The organism is Pseudomonas sp. LBUM1656, assembly GCF_059716065.1.
On sequence record NZ_CP166800.1, the window covers coordinates 2,292,876 to 2,316,725 of the forward strand.

The 23,850-nt window shown below is 56.2% G+C and carries 19 protein-coding genes and 1 tRNA gene; 10 read left to right on the forward strand and 10 right to left on the reverse strand.

Features of this window, described 5'->3' with window-relative positions; genetic code table 11:
* The first annotated feature begins 1 nt into the window (after nt 1).
* Nucleotides 2–2,425, forward strand: coding sequence for a TonB-dependent siderophore receptor (locus ACA072_RS10340; RefSeq protein WP_497624200.1), 2,424 nt, complete (start codon nt 2–4; stop codon nt 2,423–2,425).
* 146 nt (nt 2,426–2,571) lie between these two features.
* Here ACA072_RS10340 and aldA read toward each other — a convergent pair whose 3' ends face one another.
* From aldA to ACA072_RS10360, 4 genes are read right to left on the reverse strand one after another with little or no spacing between them, the layout of a single operon-like run.
* Nucleotides 2,572–4,005 (reverse strand): aldehyde dehydrogenase, encoded by a 1,434-nt coding sequence (gene aldA, locus ACA072_RS10345; protein WP_497624201.1) that lies wholly within the window; start codon nt 4,003–4,005, stop codon nt 2,572–2,574.
* A 19-nt stretch (nt 4,006–4,024) separates the two neighbouring features.
* On the reverse strand, nt 4,025–4,825 hold the full coding sequence (locus ACA072_RS10350; protein ID WP_497624202.1) for an aldolase/citrate lyase family protein: 801 nt from the start codon (nt 4,823–4,825) through the stop codon (nt 4,025–4,027).
* Between the two features lie 14 nt (nt 4,826–4,839).
* Entirely contained in the window at nt 4,840–6,024 is a 1,185-nt protein-coding gene (gene rhmD / locus ACA072_RS10355; RefSeq protein WP_497624203.1) for an L-rhamnonate dehydratase, read from the reverse strand.
* Nucleotides 6,025–6,041: 17 nt separating this feature from the next.
* The gene (locus ACA072_RS10360; protein ID WP_497624204.1) at nt 6,042–7,337 is read right to left on the reverse strand and encodes an MFS transporter; all 1,296 of its coding nucleotides are present in this window, start codon (nt 7,335–7,337) and stop codon (nt 6,042–6,044) included.
* Between the two features lie 125 nt (nt 7,338–7,462).
* On the opposite strand from ACA072_RS10360, the gene ACA072_RS10365 reads away from it, so the two are divergent.
* From ACA072_RS10365 to ACA072_RS10385, 5 genes are all read left to right on the forward strand, one after another.
* The gene (locus tag ACA072_RS10365) at nt 7,463–8,404 is read left to right on the forward strand and encodes a LysR family transcriptional regulator (protein WP_497624205.1); all 942 of its coding nucleotides are present in this window, start codon (nt 7,463–7,465) and stop codon (nt 8,402–8,404) included.
* Nucleotides 8,405–8,588: 184 nt separating this feature from the next.
* Nucleotides 8,589–11,420, forward strand: coding sequence for a xanthine dehydrogenase family protein molybdopterin-binding subunit (locus tag ACA072_RS10370; RefSeq protein ID WP_497624206.1), 2,832 nt, complete (start codon nt 8,589–8,591; stop codon nt 11,418–11,420).
* Nucleotides 11,413–11,952 (forward strand): (2Fe-2S)-binding protein, encoded by a 540-nt coding sequence (locus ACA072_RS10375; protein ID WP_497624207.1) that lies wholly within the window; start codon nt 11,413–11,415, stop codon nt 11,950–11,952. Before ACA072_RS10370 ends, ACA072_RS10375 begins: the two co-directional genes overlap by 8 nt.
* Before the next feature lie 2 nt (nt 11,953–11,954).
* Nucleotides 11,955–13,190: a c-type cytochrome gene (locus ACA072_RS10380; protein ID WP_497624208.1), complete on the forward strand. Its 1,236-nt coding sequence runs from the start codon at nt 11,955–11,957 to the stop codon at nt 13,188–13,190.
* A gap of 1 nt (nt 13,191) precedes the next feature.
* On the forward strand, nt 13,192–14,163 hold the full coding sequence (locus ACA072_RS10385; RefSeq protein WP_497624209.1) for an XdhC family protein: 972 nt from the start codon (nt 13,192–13,194) through the stop codon (nt 14,161–14,163).
* 121 nt (nt 14,164–14,284) lie between these two features.
* Here ACA072_RS10385 and ACA072_RS10390 read toward each other — a convergent pair whose 3' ends face one another.
* Nucleotides 14,285–15,568, reverse strand: a complete 1,284-nt coding sequence (locus ACA072_RS10390; RefSeq protein ID WP_497624210.1) for an NAD(P)/FAD-dependent oxidoreductase — start codon at nt 15,566–15,568, stop codon at nt 14,285–14,287.
* A 183-nt stretch (nt 15,569–15,751) separates the two neighbouring features.
* Here ACA072_RS10390 and ACA072_RS10395 point away from each other — a divergent pair.
* From ACA072_RS10395 to ACA072_RS10405, 3 genes are all read left to right on the forward strand, one after another.
* Nucleotides 15,752–15,828 (forward strand) — tRNA-Val (locus ACA072_RS10395).
* Nucleotides 15,829–16,780: 952 nt separating this feature from the next.
* Nucleotides 16,781–17,035, forward strand: coding sequence for a hypothetical protein (locus tag ACA072_RS10400; RefSeq protein ID WP_497624966.1), 255 nt, complete (start codon nt 16,781–16,783; stop codon nt 17,033–17,035).
* Nucleotides 17,036–17,038: 3 nt separating this feature from the next.
* Nucleotides 17,039–17,359, forward strand: a complete 321-nt coding sequence (locus tag ACA072_RS10405; protein ID WP_497624211.1) for a hypothetical protein — start codon at nt 17,039–17,041, stop codon at nt 17,357–17,359.
* Between the two features lie 62 nt (nt 17,360–17,421).
* Here the strand turns inward: ACA072_RS10405 and ACA072_RS10410 are convergent, their stop codons facing one another.
* Nucleotides 17,422–17,637: a hypothetical protein gene (locus ACA072_RS10410; RefSeq protein ID WP_497624212.1), complete on the reverse strand. Its 216-nt coding sequence runs from the start codon at nt 17,635–17,637 to the stop codon at nt 17,422–17,424.
* Nucleotides 17,638–17,898: 261 nt separating this feature from the next.
* Nucleotides 17,899–18,144, reverse strand: coding sequence for a hypothetical protein (locus tag ACA072_RS10415; protein ID WP_497624213.1), 246 nt, complete (start codon nt 18,142–18,144; stop codon nt 17,899–17,901).
* Between the two features lie 376 nt (nt 18,145–18,520).
* Here ACA072_RS10415 and ACA072_RS10420 point away from each other — a divergent pair, with 376 nt between their 5' ends.
* Nucleotides 18,521–21,400 carry an SEFIR domain-containing protein gene (locus ACA072_RS10420; protein WP_497624214.1) on the forward strand — a complete coding sequence of 960 codons (2,880 nt, stop codon included), beginning with the start codon at nt 18,521–18,523 and terminating at the stop codon, nt 21,398–21,400.
* 309 nt (nt 21,401–21,709) lie between these two features.
* Here ACA072_RS10420 and ACA072_RS10425 read toward each other — a convergent pair whose 3' ends face one another.
* The 3 genes from ACA072_RS10425 to ACA072_RS10435 all read right to left on the reverse strand — a co-directional run bounded on the left by ACA072_RS10425 (nt 21,710) and on the right by ACA072_RS10435 (nt 23,794).
* Complete coding sequence (locus ACA072_RS10425; protein WP_497624215.1) at nt 21,710–22,336, reverse strand: recombinase family protein; 627 nt, start codon at nt 22,334–22,336, stop codon at nt 21,710–21,712.
* A gap of 133 nt (nt 22,337–22,469) precedes the next feature.
* Nucleotides 22,470–22,685: a hypothetical protein gene (locus ACA072_RS10430; protein ID WP_497624216.1), complete on the reverse strand. Its 216-nt coding sequence runs from the start codon at nt 22,683–22,685 to the stop codon at nt 22,470–22,472.
* A gap of 302 nt (nt 22,686–22,987) precedes the next feature.
* Nucleotides 22,988–23,794, reverse strand: coding sequence for a hypothetical protein (locus ACA072_RS10435; RefSeq protein WP_497624217.1), 807 nt, complete (start codon nt 23,792–23,794; stop codon nt 22,988–22,990).
* Nucleotides 23,795–23,850: the final 56 nt, after the last annotated feature.

A 23,850-nucleotide genomic window follows, 5' to 3' on the forward strand; every position in this document is an offset into this window, starting at 1 on the left:
AATGCCCGCAGTGTTCCCGTCGAGTCCGCGTCTGGCTTCATCCCGCCTTCGCCCGTTAATGCACTTGAGCCTGTTGCTGAGCCTCAGTGCCTGTCCGTTGTTCATCACTGCCGGTTGGGCCGAAGACGCGCCTCGACGCAGTTATCAGGTGCCGGCAGGCAGCCTCAGCGCTGCGTTGACCCGTTTCGCCGGGCTGGCGGGCGTCAACCTCTCGGTTGACCCGGCGCTGGTCAGCGGTCGCAACAGCCCCGGTCTGTCTGGCGAGTTCGCCGTGGAGGAGGGCTTTGCCCGGCTGTTGCAGGGTTCCGGCCTGCAACTGCAACCGGTGGGCGAGCAGGCCTACATCCTGACCCCGGCGCCGGAAGGCAGCGGCCTGCAACTGGGCGCCACCTCGATTCTCGGCTCCATCGACCCGGTGGACGGCGATCCGTATGCCGGCGGCCAGGTTGCGCGTCGCGGTTCGCAAGGCTTGTTGGGCTCCAAAGACTTCATGGAAACGCCGTTCAGCATGACCACCTACACCAGCGAGGTGGTCAAGAACCAGCAGGCGCGGACCTTGGGCGACCTGATCGCCAACGATCCGTCAGTTCGAGCCACCAACCCGGCGGGTGGGCGCTACGAGCAGTTCACCATTCGCGGGCTCAGCCTGTTTAACAGTGATGTCGCCTACAACGGTCTCTACGGCATTCTGCCGACTTATTCGATCGACATGGAGATGGCCGACCGCGTTGACGTCCTCAAGGGACCGAGCCAGCTGATTAACGGCATCTCGCCGCGGGGCAGCGTGGGCGGCGGGATCAACGTGGTGCCCAAGCGGGCAACCGACAAACCCATCACTTCGTTCACCGGCAGCTACGCGTCCGACAGCCAGGTCGGCGGTGCCGTGGATGTCGGTCGTCGTTTTGGTGAAGACAACAAGTTCGGTCTTCGTTTCAACGGCGTCAAACAGTCCGGCGACACCGATTGGGACCACCAGAATGTCGACCGCGAGATGGCCGTGCTGGGCCTGGATTTTCGCGGTGAACGCCTGCGGCTCTCGACGGACATCGGGCGCACCGAGCGTGATACCGACGCGCCGCAGGAGCGCGTGCAGGTCAACGCCAACGCGCAGGTTCCACGTGCCAGCGATGTGCGCCATAACTATGCACAGCCCTGGAGCAAAGCGAGCACCAACGACACGTTCGGCACGGTGAACGGCGAGTTTGATGTCAGCGATTCCGTCATGCTGTACGGCGGTGTGGGCGCGCGCAAAAGCAACCATGACTTTCTCCGGCATGCCGTTGCAGTCACCAATGACCGGGGCGATTTCAGCGTGCAGCCGCGCGATTTCACCCGCGATGAAAATGTGCGGACGGCCACCGCAGGGGTACGCAACTGGTTTCATACCGGCCCGGTGAGCCATGAGGTCAACCTGGCCGCCAGCTACTTCTACATGGACTTCGAGAATGGCGGCGCGCGTTACGCGGCGGCGCCCAGTAACCTCTACAACCCGGTGGAAACCCCCACGCCGGGCAGGCCTACGCGACAGGATGCGAAGGTCTACACCGAAAACCGATTCAGTGGCGTGGCGTTGTCCGACACCCTGGGTTTCTTCGATGACCGCTTGCTGTTGACCCTCGGCGCCCGCTGGCAGCGCGTGAAGGTTGACGACTGGTCGGATAATGTCAAAGGCGACACCGCCTACGATGAGGAAAAGGTATCGCCGTCTGGCGGCATCCTGTTCAAGGCGACCGACAAACTGTCGCTGTACGCCAACTACATGGAAGGCCTGAGCCAGGGCAAGATCGCGCCGTCGACGTCGGTGAACGAGGACGAAATCTTCCCGCCGTTCATCAGCCGCCAGGTCGAGGTCGGCGCCAAGTATGACGCGGGTGCATTTGCCGTGACCGCCGCAGTGTTCCGGATCAAGCAACCAGCCTACGAGACCAACGCCACGACGCGGGTCTTCGGCCCGAATGGCAAGCGTGAGAACACAGGCGTGGAACTGAGTGTGTTCGGTGAACCGCTCGACGGTTTCCGCCTGCTCGGTGGTGTCATGTACATCGACAGCGAGTTGACCAACACCGCCAATGGCACTTTCGACGGCAACCGTGCGCCGGCCACGCCGAAATACAACGTCAACCTCGGCGCCGAGTGGGACGTGCCGACTGTTCAGGGCCTGACTCTCACAAGCCGTGGCATCTATTCCAGCTCGCAATACCTGGACCAGTCCAACAACAAGGAAATCGATTCCTGGGAGCGTTTCGACGTGGGCGCACGCTACGCGTTCAAGGTCGAGGAAAAGAACATCACATTGCGCGCCAATATCGAGAACGTGGCAGACAAGCGCTACTGGAGTTCGGCTGGGGCTTCGGATGACAGCGAGCCTGGGTTGACGCTTTCAACGCCACGTACCTACCTGCTTTCGGCGACGGTCGACTTCTGACGGCATCTCAATGGCTGACCTTACGCCATCGCGAGCAGGCTCGCTCCCACATGGGTTTTGCGTTGTTGCATAGATTTAATGCACAACACCAATCCCCTGTGGGAGCGGGCTTGCCCGCGATGGCGGCATCAGCAACGCCGCCAGGTTCAGCCTTGCAAATACACCGCATGCGTATGGGTGTACTCATACAGCCCATGCTTGCCATCTGCGCCGCCAATCCCGGATTTACGCACCCCGGCATGGAAGCCCTGCATAGCCTCGAAGTTCTCCCGGTTGACGTAGGTCTCGCCAAAATCCAGCTCGCGCATCGCGTGCAGGGTTTTACTCAGGTCACGGGTGTAGATCGACGAGGTCAAGCCATAGTCGCAATCGTTGGCCAGGGCGATGGCCTCGTCGAGGTCGTCAATAATCTGGATCGGCAGCACCGGGCCGAAAATCTCTTCGCGCATGATTTCCATGTCGGCGCGGCACCCGGCCAACACCGTGGGCTGGAAGTGGAAGCCGTTCGGTAGATCGGCAATCTGCCCACCACTGATCAAACTCGCACCCTGGCTCAGCGCCGTGCGGACTTTGCGGTTAACGCTGTCCAGGCCCTGACGGTTGATCAGCGGGCCCATTTCGACCTCCGGCTGGGCAATCGGGTCGCCGTAACGGGTCGCGCTCATTGCCGCTGCGATGCGTTCGATAAACTGATCGGCGACCTTGCGTTCGACGTACACCCGCTCGGCGCAATTGCACACCTGACCGCTGTTGATGATCCGTGAATCGCGGATGGCTTTCACCGCCAGATCGAGGTCGGCATCCGCCAACACAATGGCCGGCGCCTTGCCGCCCAGTTCCAGGTTGAGCTTGGTGATGTTCGGTGCAGCGGCCGCCATGATTCGCGAACCGGTGTCGACGCTGCCGGTGAAGCTGATCATGTCAACGCCCTTGTGCGCACTGAGCGCCGCGCCCACCCGGCCATCGCCGCAGACCACGTTGAACACGCCGGGCGGCAGATCGGTTTCGGCCACGAGCCGGGCGAATTCGAAGCAGTTGTTCGGGGTTTCTTCGCTGGGCTTGATCACGATGGTGTTGCCGGTCAGCAACGCCGGGGCCATCTTGCGGGCGATCAGGAAGAACGGGAAATTCCACGGCAGAATCCCGGCGACCACGCCCAATGGTTTGCGAAACAGAAAGATGTTTTCGTTCTGGCGGTCGCTGGTGATGATTTCGCCTTCGATGCGTCGGGCCCACTCGGCCATGTAGTCGAGGTAGTCAGCGGTGAAGTTGACTTCGACTTCCGCCAGACCGCTGACCTTGCCTTGTTCCAGGGTAATGGTGCGCGCCAGATGCTGAACGTTCTCCCGCAGCTTGGCGGCGATCCGGCGCAGATGCCCGGCGCGTTCAATCGCCGGTTTGCGCGACCAGTCTTTTTGCGCAGCGCGGGCGGCGGCGAGGGCGCGGTCGACGTCTTCGGCCGTCGAGGCCGGGACTTTCGACAGTACGGCGCCGGTGGCCGGGTTGATCACATCGAGATGGGCAGCACTGGCCACAAACTGGCCGTTGATGAAGTTTTCGTAGACAGGCACGGACGACATGGGACGACTCCTTGGCTGATCAATAGGTACGCGACGGCGCGTGCTCGGTGGCCGGTGTGCGATAGCGCGCGAGGGTGGCCATGGCGCTCTGGCGCAGCAGGCTGATGTCGATGGCCACCGCAATGAACTGGCATCCCCAGCTCTGATAACGGCGCGCGTCCTCTTCGTTAGGCGCGAGAATGCCGCAGGCCTTGCCGGCCGCGAGGGTTGCTTTTACCGCGTGTTGAATGCGTTCCTGAACCTCTGGATGACCCGGGTTGCCGGCATGGCCGAGGCCAATGGACAAATCCGCCGGGCCGATGAACACCGCGTCGACACCTTCAACGGCGGCGATCGCTTCAACGTTTTCCACACCCGTGCGCGATTCCACCTGAACGATCAGGCACAACTGCTCATGGGCGGTGTTCAGGTAATCCGGCACGCCGTCCCAGCGCGTTGCGCGGGTCAGGCCGCCGCCGACGCCGCGAATACCATGCGGCGGGTAACGCATGGCGCGCACCAGGCCAGCAGCTTGTTCCGCGGTTTCGACCATCGGAATCATCAGGGTTTGCGCGCCGATATCCAGCAGTTGCTTGATCAGGTTGGCATCGCCCGTCACCGCACGCACGACAGGCGCAGTGGAGTAGGGCGCCACCGCCTGCAATTGCGCGAGTACGCCGGGCACCGTGTTGGGCGCGTGTTCACCGTCGATCAGCATCCAGTCGTAGCCGGTGGTGGCGACGATCTCGGCGGCGTAGCCGGTAGCGAATCCGGCCCAGATGCCGTACTGGGTCGCCGGGTTTTTCAGGGCAGCCTTGAAAGCGTTGTGAGGCATTTTCATGTCGGGTTCCTTTCTCAGCGGTTATACGGCCGATGCAGTTGGCATTCCGGATTGAGCGTCACGCCGAACCCTGGCTGATCGAGTGCCGACAGGCGCATGCGGCCATTCACCGGCACCGGTTCGCCGAGCAATTGCGGGTGGAACATTGGCACCACTTCATCCGCTTTCGGCGCCATCATCAGGAACTCGGCGAACGGGCTGTTATGTCGGGTGGCGACAAAGTGATAGCTGTACACCGAAGAGCCGTGGGGAATGACCAGGGCGTTATGCGCGTCGGCCAAGGCGGAAATTTTCACCAGTTCAGTGATGCCGCCGCACCAGCCAACATCTGGCTGGATGATGTCGCAGCAACCCATTTCCAGGAGCATGCGGAAGCCCCAACGGGTGGCTTCGTGTTCGCCGGTGGTCACCAGCATGCCTTTGGGCACGTTGTTACGCAGGGCCGCGTAACCCCAGTAATCGTCAGGCGGCAGCGCTTCTTCGATCCACTTCAAGCCATATTCGTGGGCGCCGACCGCCAGTTTGGTCGCGTAGTTGAGGTCCAGGCTCATCCAGCAATCGAGCATCAGCCAGAAGTCCGGGCCGACTCGCTCGCGCATGGTGGCCAACTCTTCGAGGTTCTTGCGCAGGCCTTCTTCGCCTTCGGCCGGGCCGTGGTGCAATGGCATCTTGCCGCCGATGAAACCCATTTTCTGCGCCAGGTCCGGGCGGGCGCCGGTGGCGTAGAACTGCAATTCGTCGCGCACCGCACCGCCGAGCAACTGATGTACCGGTTCCTTGCGGATTTTGCCGAGCAAGTCCCACAACGCCAGGTCGACGCCGGAGATCGTGTTGATCACGATGCCTTTGCGCCCGTAATACAGCGTCGACTGGTACATCTGGTCCCAGATTTTTTCGATATCGGTGACCCGTGCGCCTTCGAGGAAGCGCGCCAAATGTTTCTCGACAATGTACGCGGCAGGCTCGCCACCCGTTGTCACGGCAAACCCGACCGTGCCATCGCTGGCTTCGATCTCGACCACCAGGGTCCCGAGCATGTTGATGCCGAAGGTGCGGCGGCTCTGGCGGTACTCGGGGTATTTGCTCATCGGCGTGGCAATGTGATCGTCGATCCAGTGGCCGTCCGCCTGATCGTGATAATCCGCGCCGCCGCCTCTCAACGTAAAAGCGCGGACGTGTTTGATGGTTGGAATGCCCATGGTGTGACTCCTCAGGTTTAAACGGTGGCCGGTTTGTTGGAAGATTTCTGGACGGGCGAACGGATGCCCAGCACCAGCAACGCGGCGATGACAGTGGTGCCGGCCAGCACATACAAACCGGCGGCCGGTGATTGGAATGCGCCTTCGGCCCAGTTCTTCAGCACCGGGGCGATGAAGCCGCCGAGGGCGCCGAACGAGTTGATCAGTGCAATCCCGGCCGCAGCGGCGCTGCCGGCGAGGTAGCTGGAAGGGAAGGTCCAGAACACCGGTTGCACGGCGATGAAACCGGAAGCGGCGAAGCACAGGGCGACGATGCCGAGGAAGGGGCTGGCGAAGGTCACCGAGCAGGCGATCCCGGCTGCCGACATCAGCAAGGTCAGGCAGGCGGTGCGGCGCCGTTCGCCGGTGCGGTCGCTGTAGCCGGGGATCAGGTACGCCGCGACGATCGCGCAGATCCAGGGAATCGCTGTGACCAGTCCGACCATCAGCCCGACCTTGGTCCCCAACAGTCCGCCGACCTGGGTGGGCAGATAGAACACCACGCCGTAGACACTGGCCTGAATCAGCAGGTAAATCAGGCACAGGTACAGCACTGACGGCTGGCTCAAGACGTTGAGCAGGCTGCGTCCGTGGTTCTGTTTGTGGCTGTCTTCCTGATCGAGAATGCCTTGCACTTGCTGGCGTTCTTCAACCGTCAGCCACTTGGCATCGGCAGGGCGATTGTCCAGATACCAATAGGCCCAGACACCCACCGCCGTGGCCATCAGGCCTTCAACCGCGAACAGCCATTGCCAGCCGTGGACACCGGCAAATCCGTCCAGCTCCAACAACAGGCCGGACAGCGGGCTGCCGAAGATGAACGCCAGCGGCGCACCGAAGTAGAAGAAGCCCATGGCTTTACCGCGAGCGGCACTCGGGAACCAATAGGTGAGGTAAAGGATGACGCCGGGGAAGAAACCGGCTTCGGCTACGCCCAGCAAAAAGCGCAGGACGTAGAAGCTGGTTTCGGTGTGGGCGAAGACCATGGCGGCGGAGACCAGGCCCCAGGTGACCATGATCCGGCACATCCAGAGGCGGGCGCCGACACGGTGCAGGATCAGATTGCTCGGCACTTCGAGCAGCGCGTAACCGACGAAGAACACCCCGGCGCCGAAGGCGAACGCGGCGTCGCTGATGTTGGTGTCGGCCTGGAAGGCTTGCTTGGCGAACCCGACGTTGGCGCGGTCGAGGAAGGCCATGATGTACATCAGCAGCAGGAACGGGAGCAGCCGCCAGGAAATTTTGGCGAGCAGAGGCGCGGGTAGAGTCTTCATCGCAGTTTTCCTTTGGTAGGGCATTTGTTCTTATGGGAAAGACTGTACGGCCGTGGATCGATGCGTTACAAATCGAATCTAGCTCACAACTGATACCCTCAAGGTATCGATAACAAAGGCCCGCCATGACCACGCCGATCATCTCCCGCAGCCTGCTCAACCGCCTGCGCTACAAGCATTTGCACATGCTGGTGACCCTCAGCAGCAGTCAGAACCTGCACCGTGCCTCGCAAAGCCTGAACATGTCGCAACCGGCGGCGACCCGGATGCTGCATGAGATTGAAGACATGTTCGGTTGCGACCTGTTTGAGCGCCTGCCGCGCGGAATGCGGCCAACGGCACTGGGCAGTGAGTTGATTCGTTTCGCCGAGTCAGCCATCAGCGGCCTCGACCGCTGCGCCGAAGACCTGATCGCGCGGCAGCAGGGCGGTTACGGTTATCTGTCCATCGGCACCATCATGGGCGCCGCACCGGACCTGGTGATGGATTCAATTGCCGAAATCAAGGCGCTCAATCCGCAGCTGCGAATTCGCATCATGGGCGACACCAGCGACCAGGTGATCCAGCTCCTGGAGCAGGGCCGCATTGACCTCGCCATCGCCCGGCGCAACGCCGCCACCGACAGTGAACATTACGAGTTTGAACAGCTGGGCAACGAACGACTGCTGGTCGTGGTTCATGCCGGGCATCCCTTGGCGCAACGGGAAAAACTTGAATTGTCGGAATTGGTCAGCGGCTGGCCATGGATCCTCCAGCCGGAAACCAGTCCGGCGCGCATTGGACTGGATCAAGCCTTGCAGCGCCTGGCCCTGCCGACACCTGCCGACATCATCGAGTGCAGCTCGGTTTACTCCATGCAGCAACTGATTCAACTGACCGACGCAATCATGGTGCTCTCGGAAACCGCGTTGCGCGACTACCTGAAAATGGGCCTGGTGGTGGCACTGCCCGTAGAGCTGGATGTGCAACTGGCGCCGTTCGGATTGCTGTTGCGCAAGGGCGAACACATCAGCCGGGAGTTGGGTCTGTTCATCGATTTGCTCCGCCGAAAAGCGGCGGCTTTCTGATTATTCGGTCAGATTTTTGTTACCCGTTGTTTTCTAAAAGCGCATAACTCTATAAAGTTAACCTTTCGGTCAGCTTTGCACTGTCAACACAGCCCTTTGTATCGTCAAAAAGGGCTTCTGCAAGACTCGAGATCCCCAGAACATAACCACAAGGGCGGACCCATAACCGCCCAGAGGATGATCCATGTCCAACCGTGAAATATCCCGGCGCTCGTTCCTTCAGGGCGGGCTGGTGGCGGGTGTGAGCGTGACGCTTACACCGCTCAGCAGTCAGGCGCTGGCGGCCTTGATGGAAAACAGCGTGACCGTGCCGTCCGAGCAATGGCTCGGCAACAACGGCAAGGCGCGCTCGCGTAACGATGCCTTGTCCAAGGTCTGCGGCAGCAAAGTCTTTGCTCGCGACATCCGCGCCAAGGACATGCCGGGCTGGCCGCAGCAGCAAGGCCACGCCATGCTGCTGAAAACCACCAAGGCCGATCGCATCTACGCAGGTTATGACCTGTCGTGGCTCGGCGCCGAGTTGCAGCCGGACCGCATCGTCACCGCCGCCGACCTGGACAAGGACGGCATCGCTTTCCCGGAAGAGCACGCTCCCGATCCGCTGCTGCCGGAGGGCAAGGTGCCGATGTTTATCGGGCACCCGGTGGCGATCCTGATCTGGAACGACTTCGAGCGTTTCCGTCAGGCCAAGGCCAAGCTCAAGTTCAATGACAAAGCGATTCGTTACGGCGACAAAGTGCCGTTCTACGAAGGCGATCCCTACGGCAGTTTCCGCTACGTGCGCGTCGGCGGCGCGACCTCCGCGGACGAAGACGAATTCGCCAGCCTCAAGGATTCGATCCTGTTCCCGATGCTGCGCAATCGGCGTCCGGTGTGGAATTCCCAGCCGAACCTGCATGGCAACCTGACCGAGCGCGGGCTGTTTTACGCCGAGCGCATGAAGCAGCAGATCGACACACCACCAGACAACTGGCTGGTGTTCGACGAACGCTACAAAACCCCGTCGATCGAACCGGCCGCCATGGAGCCGGACAACGGCAACGGCTGGTACGACCCGGCGACCAAGACCCTGCATTTTGTCGTCGCCACCCAGTGCCCGCTGGAGACCGCGACCGAAACCGCGAAGATGATCGCGCCGTCGCGTTTCGGCCTGGCCAACCTGAACATGCACCCCGGTTACACCGTCGGCTACGGCTCCAAAGACCACAACATTTTCGTGTACTACGCGGCCCTGGCGGCGTTGTACGGCGCCGGTGTGCCGGTGCGTCTGGCCAACGACCGCTACGAACAGTTCCAGAGCGGCATCAAGCGTCACCCGTTCGATATCCGCTATCAACTGGCGGTGGACAAGACCGACCACAGCTTCAAGATTTTCCGCGCCGAGATGAACGTCGACGGCGGCGGACGGATTAACTACAGCCCATCGGTAGCGGCGGTTGGCGCCACGGCGGCGCAGTCGATCTACTACATGCCGCAGAACGATTTGCAGGTCACCGCCTACCATTCCCGCGCCGTCGAAGCCGGGTCGATGCGCGGTTACGGCACGCTGCAAAGCATGGCCTCCACCGAGATGATGGTCGACGAAATCGCCGATCGCCTGGGCATCGACGCCATTGATCTGCGCAAGAAAAACGCCATGGTCTCGGGCATGAAAAACACCCAGGGTGCGGTGCCGGCGGGTGCGTTGCGCCTGCACGAGATCCTCGACAAGGCAGCCGTGCACGAAGTCTGGAAGAACCGCGACGCGATTAAAAAGCAGCGCGAAGCCCAGGACCCGGATAACTGGTACGGCGTTGGTTTCGCCATCTGCCAGAAAGACTTCGGTACCGGTTCCGAAGCGCCGATGGCCAGCATCGAATTCACCGCTGAAGGGCACATCACCCTGCGCCACATCGGTATCGAAATCGGCACCGGCATGTCCACCTCGCAAGCCTTGGTCGTGGCCGATTTCCTCGGCGTCCCGGCGACTGAAGTGAAGACCGGCGAGACCGAATGGAAAGAGTTGCAGCTGATCACCGGCGGCAACCCGTACATCATGAGCCAGGCCGAGCAGGACAATTTCCTGCGCAATCCGCGCTGGGTCGGCAAGCTTGCGTCGGCTTCATCGGCAACCAACTCCGCCTACTACTTCAGCCACGCCACCCGTGAAGCAGCGCGAGTGCTGTTCAACCACGGTTTATGGCCGGCGGCGTTGCAGATTTGGGGGCAAGGCCCTTACGGCGGCCAGGCCAACCCGTATGTGGTACGCCGCGAAGACGCGCATTGGGTTGACGGCCGACTCACCGCCAACGGCATGCAGCCGTTGAGCTTCGAACAGCTGGCTAAACATGTCCACGAAAAAGGCATGGTGACCGGCGCGACGGTGCACGGTTTCAACCGCTGGAGCTGGGCCGAGGCCGAGTTCAGCATCGACGGCGTGCGCGAGCGATTGCCCCTTGATGGTCTGGCGGTGAAGTACGGTGACGGCGCTCCGAGCGTGAAAAAGGCGCAGATGAACAGCGCCGGTTTCCACCTGCTCGACCGCCAGAACATCCATTACCCGGACACTCAGTTGAACAACGCGGCAGTGACTTACTACAGCCCGGTCGCGACGCTGGTGGAATTGAAAGTGAACAAGGGTTCGGCCGAAGTTCAAGTGCTCAACCATCACTCGTGGGTCGAGTGCGGTCGGGTGCTGGTGGAAGAACTGGTCAAGGGCCAGCTCGAAGGCGGAATCGCCATGGGTATTGGCCATGCGCTGATGGAAGAGATGCCGCTGTACGAAGGCGGGCCGGGGGAGGGCGACTGGAACTTCAACCGTTACCGCTTGCCGATGGCGCGCCACGTTGCGGTCTGGAAACAGACGGCCGAGATCCTGCCGCCGCTGTCGCCGAGCGATCCATCCAAGGGCATCGCCGAAGTGGTGATGATCCCGGTGGTCGGCGCCATCGGTAACGCCGTGGCGCACGCCATCGGTAAACGGGTCCGCGACCTGCCTATCACTTCCGCACGCATCAAGGAGGCCCTCAATGGCTAACCGTCCGCTTCAACTGACCCTCAACGGTCAATCCGTCGGCCCGGTGGACATCCCTGATGACCTGCCGATGATCGACTACCTGCACGAATACAAAAACCTCACCGGCTCGCGTCTCGGCTGCGGCCAAGGTATTTGCCACGCTTGCGTAGTGATCGTGGATAACCCGGACGGCACCAGCGAAGAAGTGCGCACGTGCATCACCGGCGCGCACTATTTCGAAGGCAAAAAGGTGCGAACCATCGAAGGCCACGCGACCCGCGATGAGCAGGGCCAAGTCATCGAACTCAATCCAATTCAACAGCGTTTCGTCGATGAGTTCGCCTTCCAGTGCAGCTATTGCGCACCGGGTTTTGTGAATGCCGCGACGGTGTTGGTGGAGAAACTGCAGCGTCAGCCCATCGGCAAAAGCCAGCTGGAAAAAGTCATCGAGGACAGCCTCGGTCACCACATCTGCCGCTGCACCGGCTATGTGCGCTACTACAGCGCGACCCGCAACGTGCTGACCGATCTCGGCCTGGTCAAGGAGGGTTAAAGATGAAAAATCTACTGTCCCGCCTGGCGTTGGCGGTTGGTCTGGCTGCGCCGGTATTGCTGGCTCATGCGGATGATCAAGTGGTTCGCGGTGCCTATCTTGCTCGCGCGGCGGATTGCATGGCCTGCCATACCGCGCCGGGTGGCGCGCCGTACGCGGGCGGTTTGCCGATCGTCTCGCCGTTCGGCACGATCTACGGCACCAACATCACCCCGAGTAAAGAGCACGGCATCGGTCTGTACAACGATGACGAGTTCTTCGCCGCGCTCACGGAAGGCAAGCGTCGCGATGGCGCGAACCTGTATCCGGCGATGCCTTACACCTCGTATCACCTGATGCCGCGCGCCGATTCCGACGCGATTCACGCCTACCTGAAAACCGTCGAGCCAATCGAGCGTGCAGCACCGGTCACCCGCCTGAGTTTTCCGTTCAACGTGCGCCTGGGCTTGATGGGCTGGAACATGCTCTACGGCAAGGACGTGAAACTGGAACCGGCCGAAGGCAAAAGCGAAGCCTGGAAGCGCGGCCAGTACATGGTCGACGTACTCGGTCACTGCGGCGAATGCCACACCCCGCGCGGCTTGCCGGGCGCGATGCAGCAGGACAAACGCATGACCGGCGGCCTGCTCAACGGCTACCTGGCGCCCAGTCTGCTGGCCAATGACCTGGCCGCTCGCGGCTGGAATCCTCAGGACCTGAGTTCGTTCCTCAAGCACGGCATGAGCGCACAAGGCACGATGTTCAACGAGATGTTCCCGGTGTTCCATAACAGCACCCAAGGCCTCAATGACCCGGACCTGGCGGCGATGGCGACCTTCCTGCTCGGCGATCAACCGCCGGCGGCGAAGGTGCTGACCGACGTGCCACTGGACAAGCTCAGTGCCAGCGCTCAACGCGGTCGCCAGGATTACCTGAACGTCTGCGCCGGATGTCACGCGGTCGGCGGCGAAGGCAAACCGCACATCGCCGTGGCCATGCGCGGCAACACCACGTTGCGTCTGGAAGATCCGCGCAACCTGGTGCGGGTGATCGACGATGGTATCGGTGAGCAGAAATTCGCCGGGTTCGAACACATGCAGCCGATGCCGGGTTTTGCCGGGAAACTCAGCCACGAGCAACTCACTGATCTGCTGAACTACCTGCGTCAGGGCTGGGGTGGTCAGTCGGGTGATCTGGCGGTGAGCGACGTGCAGACGTTGCGGGCCGACGCACCGCCGCTCGAGCACAAGGCGCACTGACATGCAGCATCTCGATCTGCAGGTCGTGCGACGGGCGCTTGAATGGTCGGCGGCTGGCCAGCGCATTTGGCTGTGTACGGTGCTCGCCACTTATGGCTCTGCGCCGCGCGCGCCGGGCTCGTTGCTGGCGGTGAACGCCGATGGGCACTGGATCGGCTCGCTCTCCGGCGGCTGCGTTGAGGAAGATTTTCTCGAACGCGTCGCCGAAGGGGCGTTTGTTGAGGCGGTCAGCGTGGTTCGTTATGGCGAAGGCGACGATCCGCGTTCTCGTGTGAGCCTGCCCTGCGGCGGTGTGCTTGATGTGTTGGTGGAGAAGCTCGAACCCGAGTGCGAGGCTCAGGCTCATCTGCGGGAACTGGAGTCGGCGTTGCTCGGTCAGCGTCGGCTAATCCGCGAGGTCGATCTGGCGAGTGGTGCGCGCAGTCTGTTCACTGACCGTGAGCAGGGTGTGCGTGTCGAGTGTGAGATTGACCGGGTGCGCGTGCGAATCGGTGCGGCTCAGCGTTTGTTGTTGGCGGGGTATTCCAGCGTCGCGCAGGCGTGTGCGGAGTTTGCGGTTGGCCTGGGGTTCGAGGTGATTCTTTGTGATCCGCGCGACGAGGTGTTGGTAGGTGTCGTGCTGGAAAATGTCGAGATTCGTCGTCAATTACCGTCGGTGTTCATTGCTGACGGCGGCTGCCACAGCGACACCGCGGTGGTGGCCTTGACTCACGATCCGCGGATCGACGACCTGGCGATGATGGAGGCGGTGCGTACCGAGGCGTTTTACATCGGTGTGATGGGTTCGATGCAGACCTCGCAGAAACGCTTCGAGCGATTGCGCAGGATTGGTGGGTTGGGAGACGCGGAGTTGGCGCGGATTCATGCGCCGATCGGGCTGAACCTCGGCAGCAAGACACCGGCGGAAATTGCCCTCGCCGTACTCGCCGACATCCTGCGAATCCGCAGCGGCATCGCGCGGGATCGACTATAAACACCACTGTTCCCTGTGGGAGCGGGCTTGCTCGCGAAGGCGGTATGTCAGTTGACCGTTGTGTTGTCTGATACACCGCTATCGCGAGCAGGCTCACTCCCACAGGGTATTGCGCTGTTGCTTAGTACCCAAACTTGTCCCGCAACCCGTAATACCATGCGCCCAACGCGGCAAACGGCGTGCGCAGCAATTGTCCGCCGGGGAACGGGTAGTGCGGCAGATCGGCAAACGCGTCGAAACGCTCGGCTTGACCACGCAACGCTTCGGCCAGCACCTTGCCCGCCAGGTGCGTGTACGTCACACCGTGGCCGCTGCAGCCCTGGGAATAGTAGATGTTGTCGCCGATGCGTCCGACCTGAGGAAGGCGCGACAGCGTCAGCAGGAAATTGCCGGTCCAGGCGTAATCGATCTTAACGTCCTTGAGTTCAGGGAAGGCCTTGAGCATTTTCGGCCGGATGATCGCTTCGATGTTCGCCGGATCCCGCGCTCCATAGACCACACCGCCGCCGAAGACCAGACGCTTGTCGCCGGTCAGGCGGTAGTAATCGAGCAGGTAATTGCAGTCCTCGACGCAGTAATCCTGCGGCAACAGGCGCTTGGCCAATTCATCGCCCAAAGGTTCGGTGGTGATGACCTGAGTGCCGCAGGGCATCGACTTGGCGGCCAGCTCCGGCACCAGATTACCGAGGTAGGCGTTACCGGCCACGATGATGAACTTGGCCCTGACCTTGCCCTGTGGCGTATGCACCACCGGATTTGCGCCGCGCTCGATGCGCACCGCCGGCGACTGCTCATAAATCGTGCCGCCCAGCGACTCGACTGCCGCTGCTTCGCCCAACGCCAGGTTAAGCGGATGAATGTGACCGCCGCTCATGTCGAGCATGCCGCCGACGTATTGCTCGCAGGCCACCACTTCACGGATACGCTTTTGATCGAGCAACTCAAGCTGCGTATGACCAAAACGTTCCCACAGGCGTTTCTGCGATTCCAGATGCCCCATCTGCTTGGCAGTGATGGCGGCGAACACGCCACCGTCTTTCAAGTCGCACTGGATATTATATTTGGCGACCCGCTCACGAATGATCCGTCCGCCCTCAAACGCCATTTGCCCCAGCAACTGAGCCTGTTTGGGACCGACACTGCGCTCGATCACATCAATGTCACGGCTATAACTGTTAACGATCTGGCCACCGTTTCGGCCCGACGCGCCGAAGCCCACCTTGGCGGCTTCCAGCACCGTGACCTTAAAACCGTTCTCCAGCAGAAACAGGGCAGAGGACAGCCCGGTGTAGCCGGCGCCGATCACACAGACATCAGTCTCTACGTCATCCTGCAAGGCCGGACGCGGCGGAACCGCATTGGCCGACGCGGCGTAATAGGATTCGGGGTAGGGGGTGTTCGACATCCGGCTGCCTCTGTTTAATATATTTTACGAGTGCATCGATCCTACCCGAGTTAAAAATCGGCCGCCAGCCACCCGAAAATCTTCTTAACCGCCGCGAAATTAAATATTTTGCATATTCATAGGGTTAGCTCGAAAAAAGGTGTTGACACCCCTCCGGAATTCCGTAGAATGCCGCCTCACAGCAGGCACGTAGCTCAGTTGGTTAGAGCACCACCTTGACATGGTGGGGGTCGTTGGTTCGAGTCCAATCGCGCCTACCAAACAAAATCCGCTCTGCTGGGCGGTCTAGAAGGGCTCACCGAAAGGTGAGCCCTTTTTTGTTGCCTTGGATTTCTTCAGAACGTTCACAAAATATAGGCTTCGTTCACACTGGGCAATGTGAACGACCAAATCAGCCTCTTCTCATACGCAATCCTTCCTCTGTATCCCGTCTTCTCCACCACCTGTCTTCTCCCGCTTGAGCGAGCGTTTTTCAAACTGTACTGTATGCACGTACAGTATATGGCGCTACCCAAAATGAAAGACGAACTAATCGATGAGGCGGGGTTTGAGCTTGGCTTGCCCTCACATGAAGAGCTGCTGAAGCATCAATGCGACTTGTTGTGCTCGGAGCTTGAGCTGACTCGCCGGAATCTTCGGAGCGCACACAAAAGGAGTTATCCGGGCTGATATCGATGTGCCGTCAGGCGTGCAGGGAGCTAGGAACGCTCAAGGTTGAGCATGAGCGATTGCGTTGGACGCTGAGCGATTTATACAGGCGGGAGAGGGACAAGGAAGCGGGGGAAATGGTGTACCAGTACGGCGATCACACGCCTTCTGAAAAAAAATATTAAGCGTCTCGCCCTAGTCGGCACGGGGCTTGCAGGGGTTATCCACAATTTACGCACTGTCTAGTCCCAGGTAGTACGTTGCAATTGTCACACGAAACGCAATATGCTGGGCGTAAGCGGCGAAAAAACCCTACATATTGGGGTTTGCCGTTAGCTGCTGACCTCGAATGAGGTGCTTAGAAAAGTCTGCGAATGGTCGTGCTTCGGTCTCCACAACTTAGAACACAACCATCCGCACCAACTAAAGCTAAACAGTAGCGATTACGTTAGCCCTAGGGGGAATGCATTGAGCCAAACATTGACGTCATCGTCAACCGCTCTCTGCTGGCCGGCAATGCTTGGGGCTGACATTTCTTTCCTTTGCTACAAAGGTAAAAACGTCATGCCGAGTAATTCAAAGCAGTCCTCCGCGAAGGTTGCCAAGCTGGCTTCCGAAACCCTCCGCGATCCTCATGCCTCTAAAATTGCCAAAAGTCTCGCTGCCTCCACGTTGGCCCAAGCCAATAGTGGTAAGCAAACGAGTGCTGAGATGGAAGCGAAAGCAGGTCGGGTGCTTCAGAGTGAGAAGTACAGTGAAGAGACAAAGACCCTTGCTGGTTCGGTTGTCTCTCAAGCCAACAAAGCGCGGGGGGAATGAATCATGACCCTTCATGCGATTCTCACTGTTGATTTGAACGGATATGTGCCGGAAGAAGCGAGAAAGACATTTGAGCGTGTGCTTGATGCCCATCATTATGTCAAACGCAAGCTGACCACTGTCTGGAGGGTTCAATTTACTCCGGGCACGACCGCAGCCGATGCGGAGAGGATTATGCGAGAGCATGTTGCGCTTGCTGCTAGTACCGCAGGGATTCGAAACTACGAGGCACTGGTGATGGTGGGTGAGCAGCCGCCCATTGAGTGGAAGAAAGATGGCGTATCCACAGGCTTGCTATCGGAGGCACTCCTGCGATTGAGGTAGGTGGTTACGGCTTCAGACCCCACTCCGGTGGGGTTTTTCACATCTGGCCATCTAATTTGTAACTACTGATGGTTTTGACGCGGCTTCTCTATAGCTGTGGTTATCGCGTCTGCATTCAAATCTAACGTTCCCAATGCGGTGGTGATGTTGTCGTGAGTATCCAGAAAGCCGCGTGCCTCGATCCACAACGCCACTTCCTCAAGTCCCGCAGCGATTGCGTGCTGGTTGAGAAGAAGCAGTTCTAATGCGTCGGCCATCGTTTCGTTGCTGCCAGTCATGAGGCGTCGTCCTTGATTGCGTCGAATGAAGATCGTAGCTCGGTTCGAACTTGATTTCCCAGTCCCGGCGAAAAACGCGATGGCACTTCTGATTCGGCTTCCCAAATTCCCGCCAAAAATAATGGCCCCGAGTTTGGAAGGTACCCCCCTCCATTCTGAAAACGGTCGTCGTGTCCCAGGTGCTAAGCAATGCGCGAGTAGGCCAACTGGAAACTCGACAAATCTCAAAATAATGATAGGTCGCCAGAAGGTCCTACAGCCTCAGAACGAGACGTTGAAAGCGAGCGTCAAGCGACGTACTGCCGTTGGTGTGAACTCGCTTCCACGAGCGGTACGCAAACCCTTGGAGTTGCGGCAATTAGCTACTGAATGAAGTGTATTCATTTTGTTGTGCAGGAAGGCGAGCAGATGGGGCTGTACGTTTGCTTGATGTGCTTTCACGTTCTTCATGCGTTGATCATTGGCAGCCGCAATGTCAGCGTCAGCATGGCCTTTGGGGGGGGGCATCAGAACGGTCCTGCACCTTCTTCACTGCAACTGCATCACCATCCATGGTTTGACGTTGGAGATATTGTGGCCGAATGGGACGGATTCGAAATCCGTGTGCCTTCACCGATGCCTAGGGTTCGACTCGCTATCTCTCCGTTATGCATATAAAAGTAATTAAAATCACATCCATCCCTCGGTGCAGGCTCAGTCTCGATGAGCTCTAGCGAGCTCTAGCGAGCTCTAGCGAGCTCTAGCTGCCGTCGGAGTGGCTGTGAGATATCGTTATATGCTAAGTGAAATGGCATTGCGCCACTTTCTCGCGTTATGATGTAAAAATAACAGCTTAGGGCCCTTGTAAGGCTCGGCTCGGCTTGACTCATACAGGGAAGGTGCTATGAATCCAATAAAAATATTTATCAGTTACAGTTGGGATGGCGACGATCATCAAGCTTGGGTACAACGGTTAGCTACCGATCTGGATGAATATAAAGAGTTTCATGTTACTATTGATATGTTTGATTTGGACAGTTTTTCCGACAAAAATCTATTTATGGAGTCGGCGGTTCGAGATTCGGATGTAATAATAGTGGTTTGTACCGAGAAGTACAAAACTAAGGCAGAGTCTCGATCTGGTGGCGTTGGAATAGAAACCTACCTGACAGTTATTCGACATTGGGAGGAGTCAGAAAAAGGAAATCCAAGCAATATTTTAGTTGTTTCGCGAGAGAAGTATAGTACGCCATTTTATTTGCAAGGTAAATTTCGAGTTGATTTTCACGATGATGATCTCTATGCAAAAAGTCTGAGTTTTTTAATCAAAAATTTGAGTAGAAAAAACAAAAAGAGTCGTCCAGAGAAGCGAAAAACTCTAGAGGGAGGAGTTGCTCATTATGACTTTACTCGTGTGGAAGATATTCTCAAACTAAAATACTCGAAACGTACAGCTATCATTGATACCGCCACAGGGACAGATCGATCAGGTGGCAATAGAATAAAGTTCGAACTTTGGGAGGTTAGAACCCCTTTTCCTTCATATTTTTTAATTCTTTACCCGAATATTACAATAAGCCAGACTATCAATAGATTCTGTCAGCAACTTGCTTTGAAAAAGCTAAGTATAAATAATTTAACTATTCTAAGGCCAGCCAAGGGCGACGATGTATTGGTTCAGCGACTTCTAGCTGAGAATGGATTTGATATTGATGTGGCAGATTTAACTTATTCGGAATTTATATGGGAGTACTGTATTGACGATGGCTTGCGGATTTCAACCGCCGTAAGAGAAAATAAATTTTACACGGATCAGGCTTTATTGCATCTGGGGCTTGAGGGGGAAAAGTCGGACTCTGCAAACAAGTATCTCGTAGATAAATTAAATTCGGATACTGCATCCTCTGGGCAGCTCATTACTGCAACTGGTGGCATGGGGAAGAGCACCCTCTGCCATGAGCTCGCAATCGCGTTGCAGCAAAAATCTTTAGGCCAAAGCGCTGTCATACTCATAAAGGCGGAATCGCTTCGAAATAACTTTTCGAGTGAGTTTTTGGGTAATGTGGAAATTAAATCTGTATATGATTTGTACGATCTTCATGCCCAGATTAATAAAATAGAGTATGTGTATGATAGGAATCAATTTGAACTGTGTCTGCTATGTGGGAGAGTTGTAATTATCGTTGACGGGTTGGACGAATTTGTTTCTATATTACAGGATCGATTTAATCTGCTTTCGTTTTTATCTTCTATCAGCGAAGCCCATCAGCAGATGGGGCGTAGTCAAGTTATCCTAACCTCTAGGAACATGTCGTTTCTAGAAAATGTCGCACTAGATGAGTTTGGTATTGATTGTCATGAGCTTTTAGGTTTTGACGAGTCCTCCCGTGCGAAGTATATAAGGAAGCGATTTTCTAAATACAGCAAAAATGATGAAGTTAATGACCTGTTTGAAAAGTATTTAACTCAGCTAGATCAGTTTGGAGATCACAATAAACGGATTATTCCGTTCTTTGTCGATATGGTGTCGACTATTTTCGAGGAGCAGTTGGGGCAAAGCGAGCAAATTGCATTCGAGATATCTTCCGAAGATCGCAATTATCCTTGTAACTCGACTCTAACTGATCTGATAATATACTCCGTCTTACGAAGAGAAAAAACACGCCACGATATTGAACTGGACACCAGTTCTTTTATAGAGCTGTTTTCCGAGTTGGCAGTTGAATATGGCGAAATTATACCAGTTGAAAAGCTGAAAGAAAAACTTTGGATATATTACGATAGTCAAGCAAGTGAGCTTTACTCTAAGATCGAAATAAACCCACTTCTTGTCAAAGAGGGGGATTATCTCAGATTTAGATATCAATTTCTAAATGATTATTTTAAGTCGTTATTTGTCATCGCTGGAATCCTTCGGCGCTCGACGGGCAAAGAATTATTGAAGTGCTTAGCCAATGCTCAAGTGGCGGATAAGCAGTCATTGTCTGACGTTACTCTGTACTTTTCAAAGCAACAAGCGGAAGTTTTACATGACTCTGTCAAAGAAATGCTCAAAAGTGCTAAATCTTTACTAGGGCAAGGTAAAGTCGATGTGCGGGAGTCTGAAACTATTAAAAAAGCTATAGGGGCGCTGCTGTCGATTTACTCCAAGTGCAGAACCTACAGTAGAAGTGAGCTCTCTCGAAAAATTCGAGATTTGTATCAGGTGGTCCCTGATCTAGAAATAGATTCAAAAATTGAAGGCGTTTTTATCTATGGGGACTACCCATCATTAGATTTTTCCAATCTTAAAATTTGGAATAGCGGTTTTTACAATTATGATAATTTTATAACTTCGCGATTCTCTGGTGCGAAGTTTTATTATTCGGAGTTTTCAAATACAGGTGGAAATTACGCATCCGAAACTTTTGAGTCTTCGATGTTTGATAGTACTTGTAAGCTCGGGGACCTGACGGACACCTTAGCTTTAATTGAAAGCACGGTCAAAAGCAATAGGATGCTCTGTGAGTCAGAGCTTAAGAAGTTTTTCAGAAGCTTCTACAAAGGTGCATCTTTCATAGATCAAAAGCTGATGTATATGCAATTTTCTGGAAAGCTTGAAAAGCTAAGCAAAAGAAACTTTGATTCTTTTTTAAGAATGGGTATTTTAAAATTGGCGGTAATAAAAAATATCGATAAATTTTATATTGTTTCAGATGAGTATCAAGATAGTGTATTTAAATTCTTGAACGACAATTTTATAGATGGAAGAATAAAAGCGTTTATTAATTATTTAATGGAGTAGTTTGTATTGATCGTTTTTCGATCAAGGAGTTAATAGTTCGAAGTGTGAAATTAATCACTAGGTTCGTAACCTTCAGGGGCTGAACGGATTTTTCACGATCCGTAGTAAGCCCTTTACCTTGTTCGGGCCAAAATTCCCTGAGTGGTTCGGTGTCCGTTTAGTTTTTAGTTGGGGAAAATAAACTGGTGTAAATGTTTGAGGTGCTTCACCCAGTGCAAGTGTGGTCAAATGAAAAACGAAGCTTTTTAAAAATAAACTGTGAGTTATGTGCCCACAGCTTGGATAGAAATATCTCAATTTGAGCCTGTATCATGCTTTCACTGCTTCACGCTTGATCCTGTACACCGTAGCGACACCGCAGTCCGCTAGCTTAGCGATCTTGTCAGCAGACATGGTTGGATGCTCCTGCATTAGTGACTGTACCTCCGCCCACTTGACGGTATTTCTGCCTTTGCCTGTTGGCTTCCATTCAGGATCAGCAGCACGCTTGTTCTCCAGACCTTGCTTGATGCGTTCCACACGCTTTTCCTGATCCAATCGTGCCATGGTGGCCATCAAATCGATCAGCATGTTGTTGATCACATCCATGATTTGACCTGTGATTCCCTTTGCTTCAACGAGCATGTGACTGGTAGGCAGATCAGCTACAACCAAACGCAACCCCTTGTCCTTGATAGTGGACTTGAGAGTGTCCCAGTCAGCTTCTGAGAGGCGACTCAGGCGGTCTACAGACTCGACCAATAGCACGTCTCCTTTTTCGGCATTATCGAGCAAGGCGAGCAGTTCAGGGCGATTGAGCTTGGTGCCACTGACGTTCTCGGCATACACGCCAACTATGTTCAAATCCTTTTCGTTTGCAAACGATTCAAGGGCAACTTTTGCACGGTTGGCGTCTTGGTCTTTGGTCGATGCACGGAGGTACAAGTGAGCATTCATCGCTGGCTATCCTTTGTCATTCCGACTGATAGTCAAATGATAAATTAATCATATGGCTTTTCACAATAGACTTTTGATAGCATTTTTCTGACCGCTATCGCGCTACCGGATAGGTCTACTTTTTTGATAGCGATTATTGGCGGAGCTTGAGAATTCCAGCGGTGATAGCGGACGCGTTCGCATCGAGAGTTTCCAATGCAGTAAAGGTGTTTTCATGGGCTTCGCTTGAACCGGTGGATTTAGCCCATACGGCCACTTCTTCAATTGCAGCGGCTAAGGCGTGCTGGTTGTGGAGCAAGAGAGTTAGTACGTCTGCAGTGGCGATGTTGGCATCTGAGCTGTTTGGCATGGTGTTCATCCTTGATCGAGAGAACCAGCAGCCTAGACCAGTTCAGAGCACTTGCTGGAATCCGAGGCGACACGCCAGCTCAACACGAGGGATTGCCATTCCCTTGCACGAAGTAGAGGATTACGGATGAAATATGCCAATCCCTTGCAAAAAAACTCAGTTTGAACGCCATAGATGCACCCTGCTTCGCAAACGGAGACAAAGACCCTTACGGAATGCGGGCTTCAGCCGTGGGCACCCACTTCGCCCCAGGTCAATCGTGTGAAAACCGTAGGGGATATGCTGAGTTAATCGAGATTTTTTCAGGGTTTTCCATCTGGCCGACTGGATACAACCCGAACGCACAGCGCCGTACCAACCTCGATTGGCTTGTGCCTGAGTACATCGGCTACACCCTTCTTCTTGAACTCATTCAACACGGCCTTGGCACCGGTATCACAGCTCTGAATCATTGCGTTTGCAAACGTCGCTGAACCATCACTTGAGGCGTACAGGAATTTCAGGTTGGGCGGCAGGTGGCTTGTTGCGTAATACGGCTCCCTCCCGGCGTTGATGTCGATATGTTTACCCAATTCACTATCAACGATCATTCCGATTCTGCTGTGTTGCATCAGCGGGTGGATGCTCCGTGTAATCGCTAGGTGCCATCCAATCGGCTCACTCTTGGCGTGATGATCAGTGTTCAAGATGAGGAAGGTGGCGTGGTGGACGTAGCGACTCTCAGCATTCAGAGAACTGAGATGATCCTGCACCACGTAAATGCAACAAGCGCTGACCCGATAACCCTGATGGATTTCGTCTAGCGTATTAGTATCTACAGCCATCAGGTAATCGAAGCGAGCCTTGAGTTCTTCGTAATGATCCAAGGACATCGAGAACTCATCAGCTGGGGCTGAATAGAGAACCTTGTCATCCTTTTTCTCCCGCACGTACGTAATTTGATACCTGATACTGCTGGGATCAACCTCACGGACACTCAGTTGCTGCGTCACTGGGTCCATCTCCACAGTGAGTGATTCGACCTTGCCGGGAGTGTGCCCGTAGACGTAGTGGTCCCGTGGAATCGTTACCTGACCTTTCCTACGCTTCTTCTTGTCATTCTTCGTCATGAGGCAGCGTCCCTGTTGGTGAGATGGCAACATTGTAGCCGCACTGGCTGGGCTGA

Bases quoted from the DNA above. Each gene is read 5' to 3' on its own strand.
- ACA072_RS10360 (WP_497624204.1), bottom strand. From the start codon at position 7,337: ATGAAGACTCTACCCGCGCCTCTGCTCGCCAAAATTTCCTGGCGGCTG.
- ACA072_RS10415 (WP_497624213.1), bottom strand. From the start codon at position 18,144: ATGCCCCCCCCCAAAGGCCATGCTGACGCTGACATTGCGGCTGCCAAT.
- ACA072_RS10410 (WP_497624212.1), bottom strand. From the start codon at position 17,637: ATGACTGGCAGCAACGAAACGATGGCCGACGCATTAGAACTGCTTCTT.
- ACA072_RS10435 (WP_497624217.1), bottom strand. From the start codon at position 23,794: ATGACGAAGAATGACAAGAAGAAGCGTAGGAAAGGTCAGGTAACGATT.
- ACA072_RS10340 (WP_497624200.1), top strand. From the start codon at position 2: ATGCCCGCAGTGTTCCCGTCGAGTCCGCGTCTGGCTTCATCCCGCCTT.
- ACA072_RS10425 (WP_497624215.1), bottom strand. From the start codon at position 22,336: ATGAATGCTCACTTGTACCTCCGTGCATCGACCAAAGACCAAGACGCC.
- ACA072_RS10405 (WP_497624211.1), top strand. From the start codon at position 17,039: ATGACCCTTCATGCGATTCTCACTGTTGATTTGAACGGATATGTGCCG.
- ACA072_RS10380 (WP_497624208.1), top strand. From the start codon at position 11,955: ATGAAAAATCTACTGTCCCGCCTGGCGTTGGCGGTTGGTCTGGCTGCG.
- ACA072_RS10370 (WP_497624206.1), top strand. From the start codon at position 8,589: ATGTCCAACCGTGAAATATCCCGGCGCTCGTTCCTTCAGGGCGGGCTG.
- ACA072_RS10400 (WP_497624966.1), top strand. From the start codon at position 16,781: ATGCCGAGTAATTCAAAGCAGTCCTCCGCGAAGGTTGCCAAGCTGGCT.
- ACA072_RS10390 (WP_497624210.1), bottom strand. From the start codon at position 15,568: ATGTCGAACACCCCCTACCCCGAATCCTATTACGCCGCGTCGGCCAAT.
- ACA072_RS10430 (WP_497624216.1), bottom strand. From the start codon at position 22,685: ATGCCAAACAGCTCAGATGCCAACATCGCCACTGCAGACGTACTAACT.
- ACA072_RS10375 (WP_497624207.1), top strand. From the start codon at position 11,413: ATGGCTAACCGTCCGCTTCAACTGACCCTCAACGGTCAATCCGTCGGC.
- ACA072_RS10420 (WP_497624214.1), top strand. From the start codon at position 18,521: ATGAATCCAATAAAAATATTTATCAGTTACAGTTGGGATGGCGACGAT.
- rhmD (WP_497624203.1), bottom strand. From the start codon at position 6,024: ATGGGCATTCCAACCATCAAACACGTCCGCGCTTTTACGTTGAGAGGC.
- ACA072_RS10385 (WP_497624209.1), top strand. From the start codon at position 13,192: ATGCAGCATCTCGATCTGCAGGTCGTGCGACGGGCGCTTGAATGGTCG.
- ACA072_RS10350 (WP_497624202.1), bottom strand. From the start codon at position 4,825: ATGAAAATGCCTCACAACGCTTTCAAGGCTGCCCTGAAAAACCCGGCG.
- aldA (WP_497624201.1), bottom strand. From the start codon at position 4,005: ATGTCGTCCGTGCCTGTCTACGAAAACTTCATCAACGGCCAGTTTGTG.
- ACA072_RS10365 (WP_497624205.1), top strand. From the start codon at position 7,463: ATGACCACGCCGATCATCTCCCGCAGCCTGCTCAACCGCCTGCGCTAC.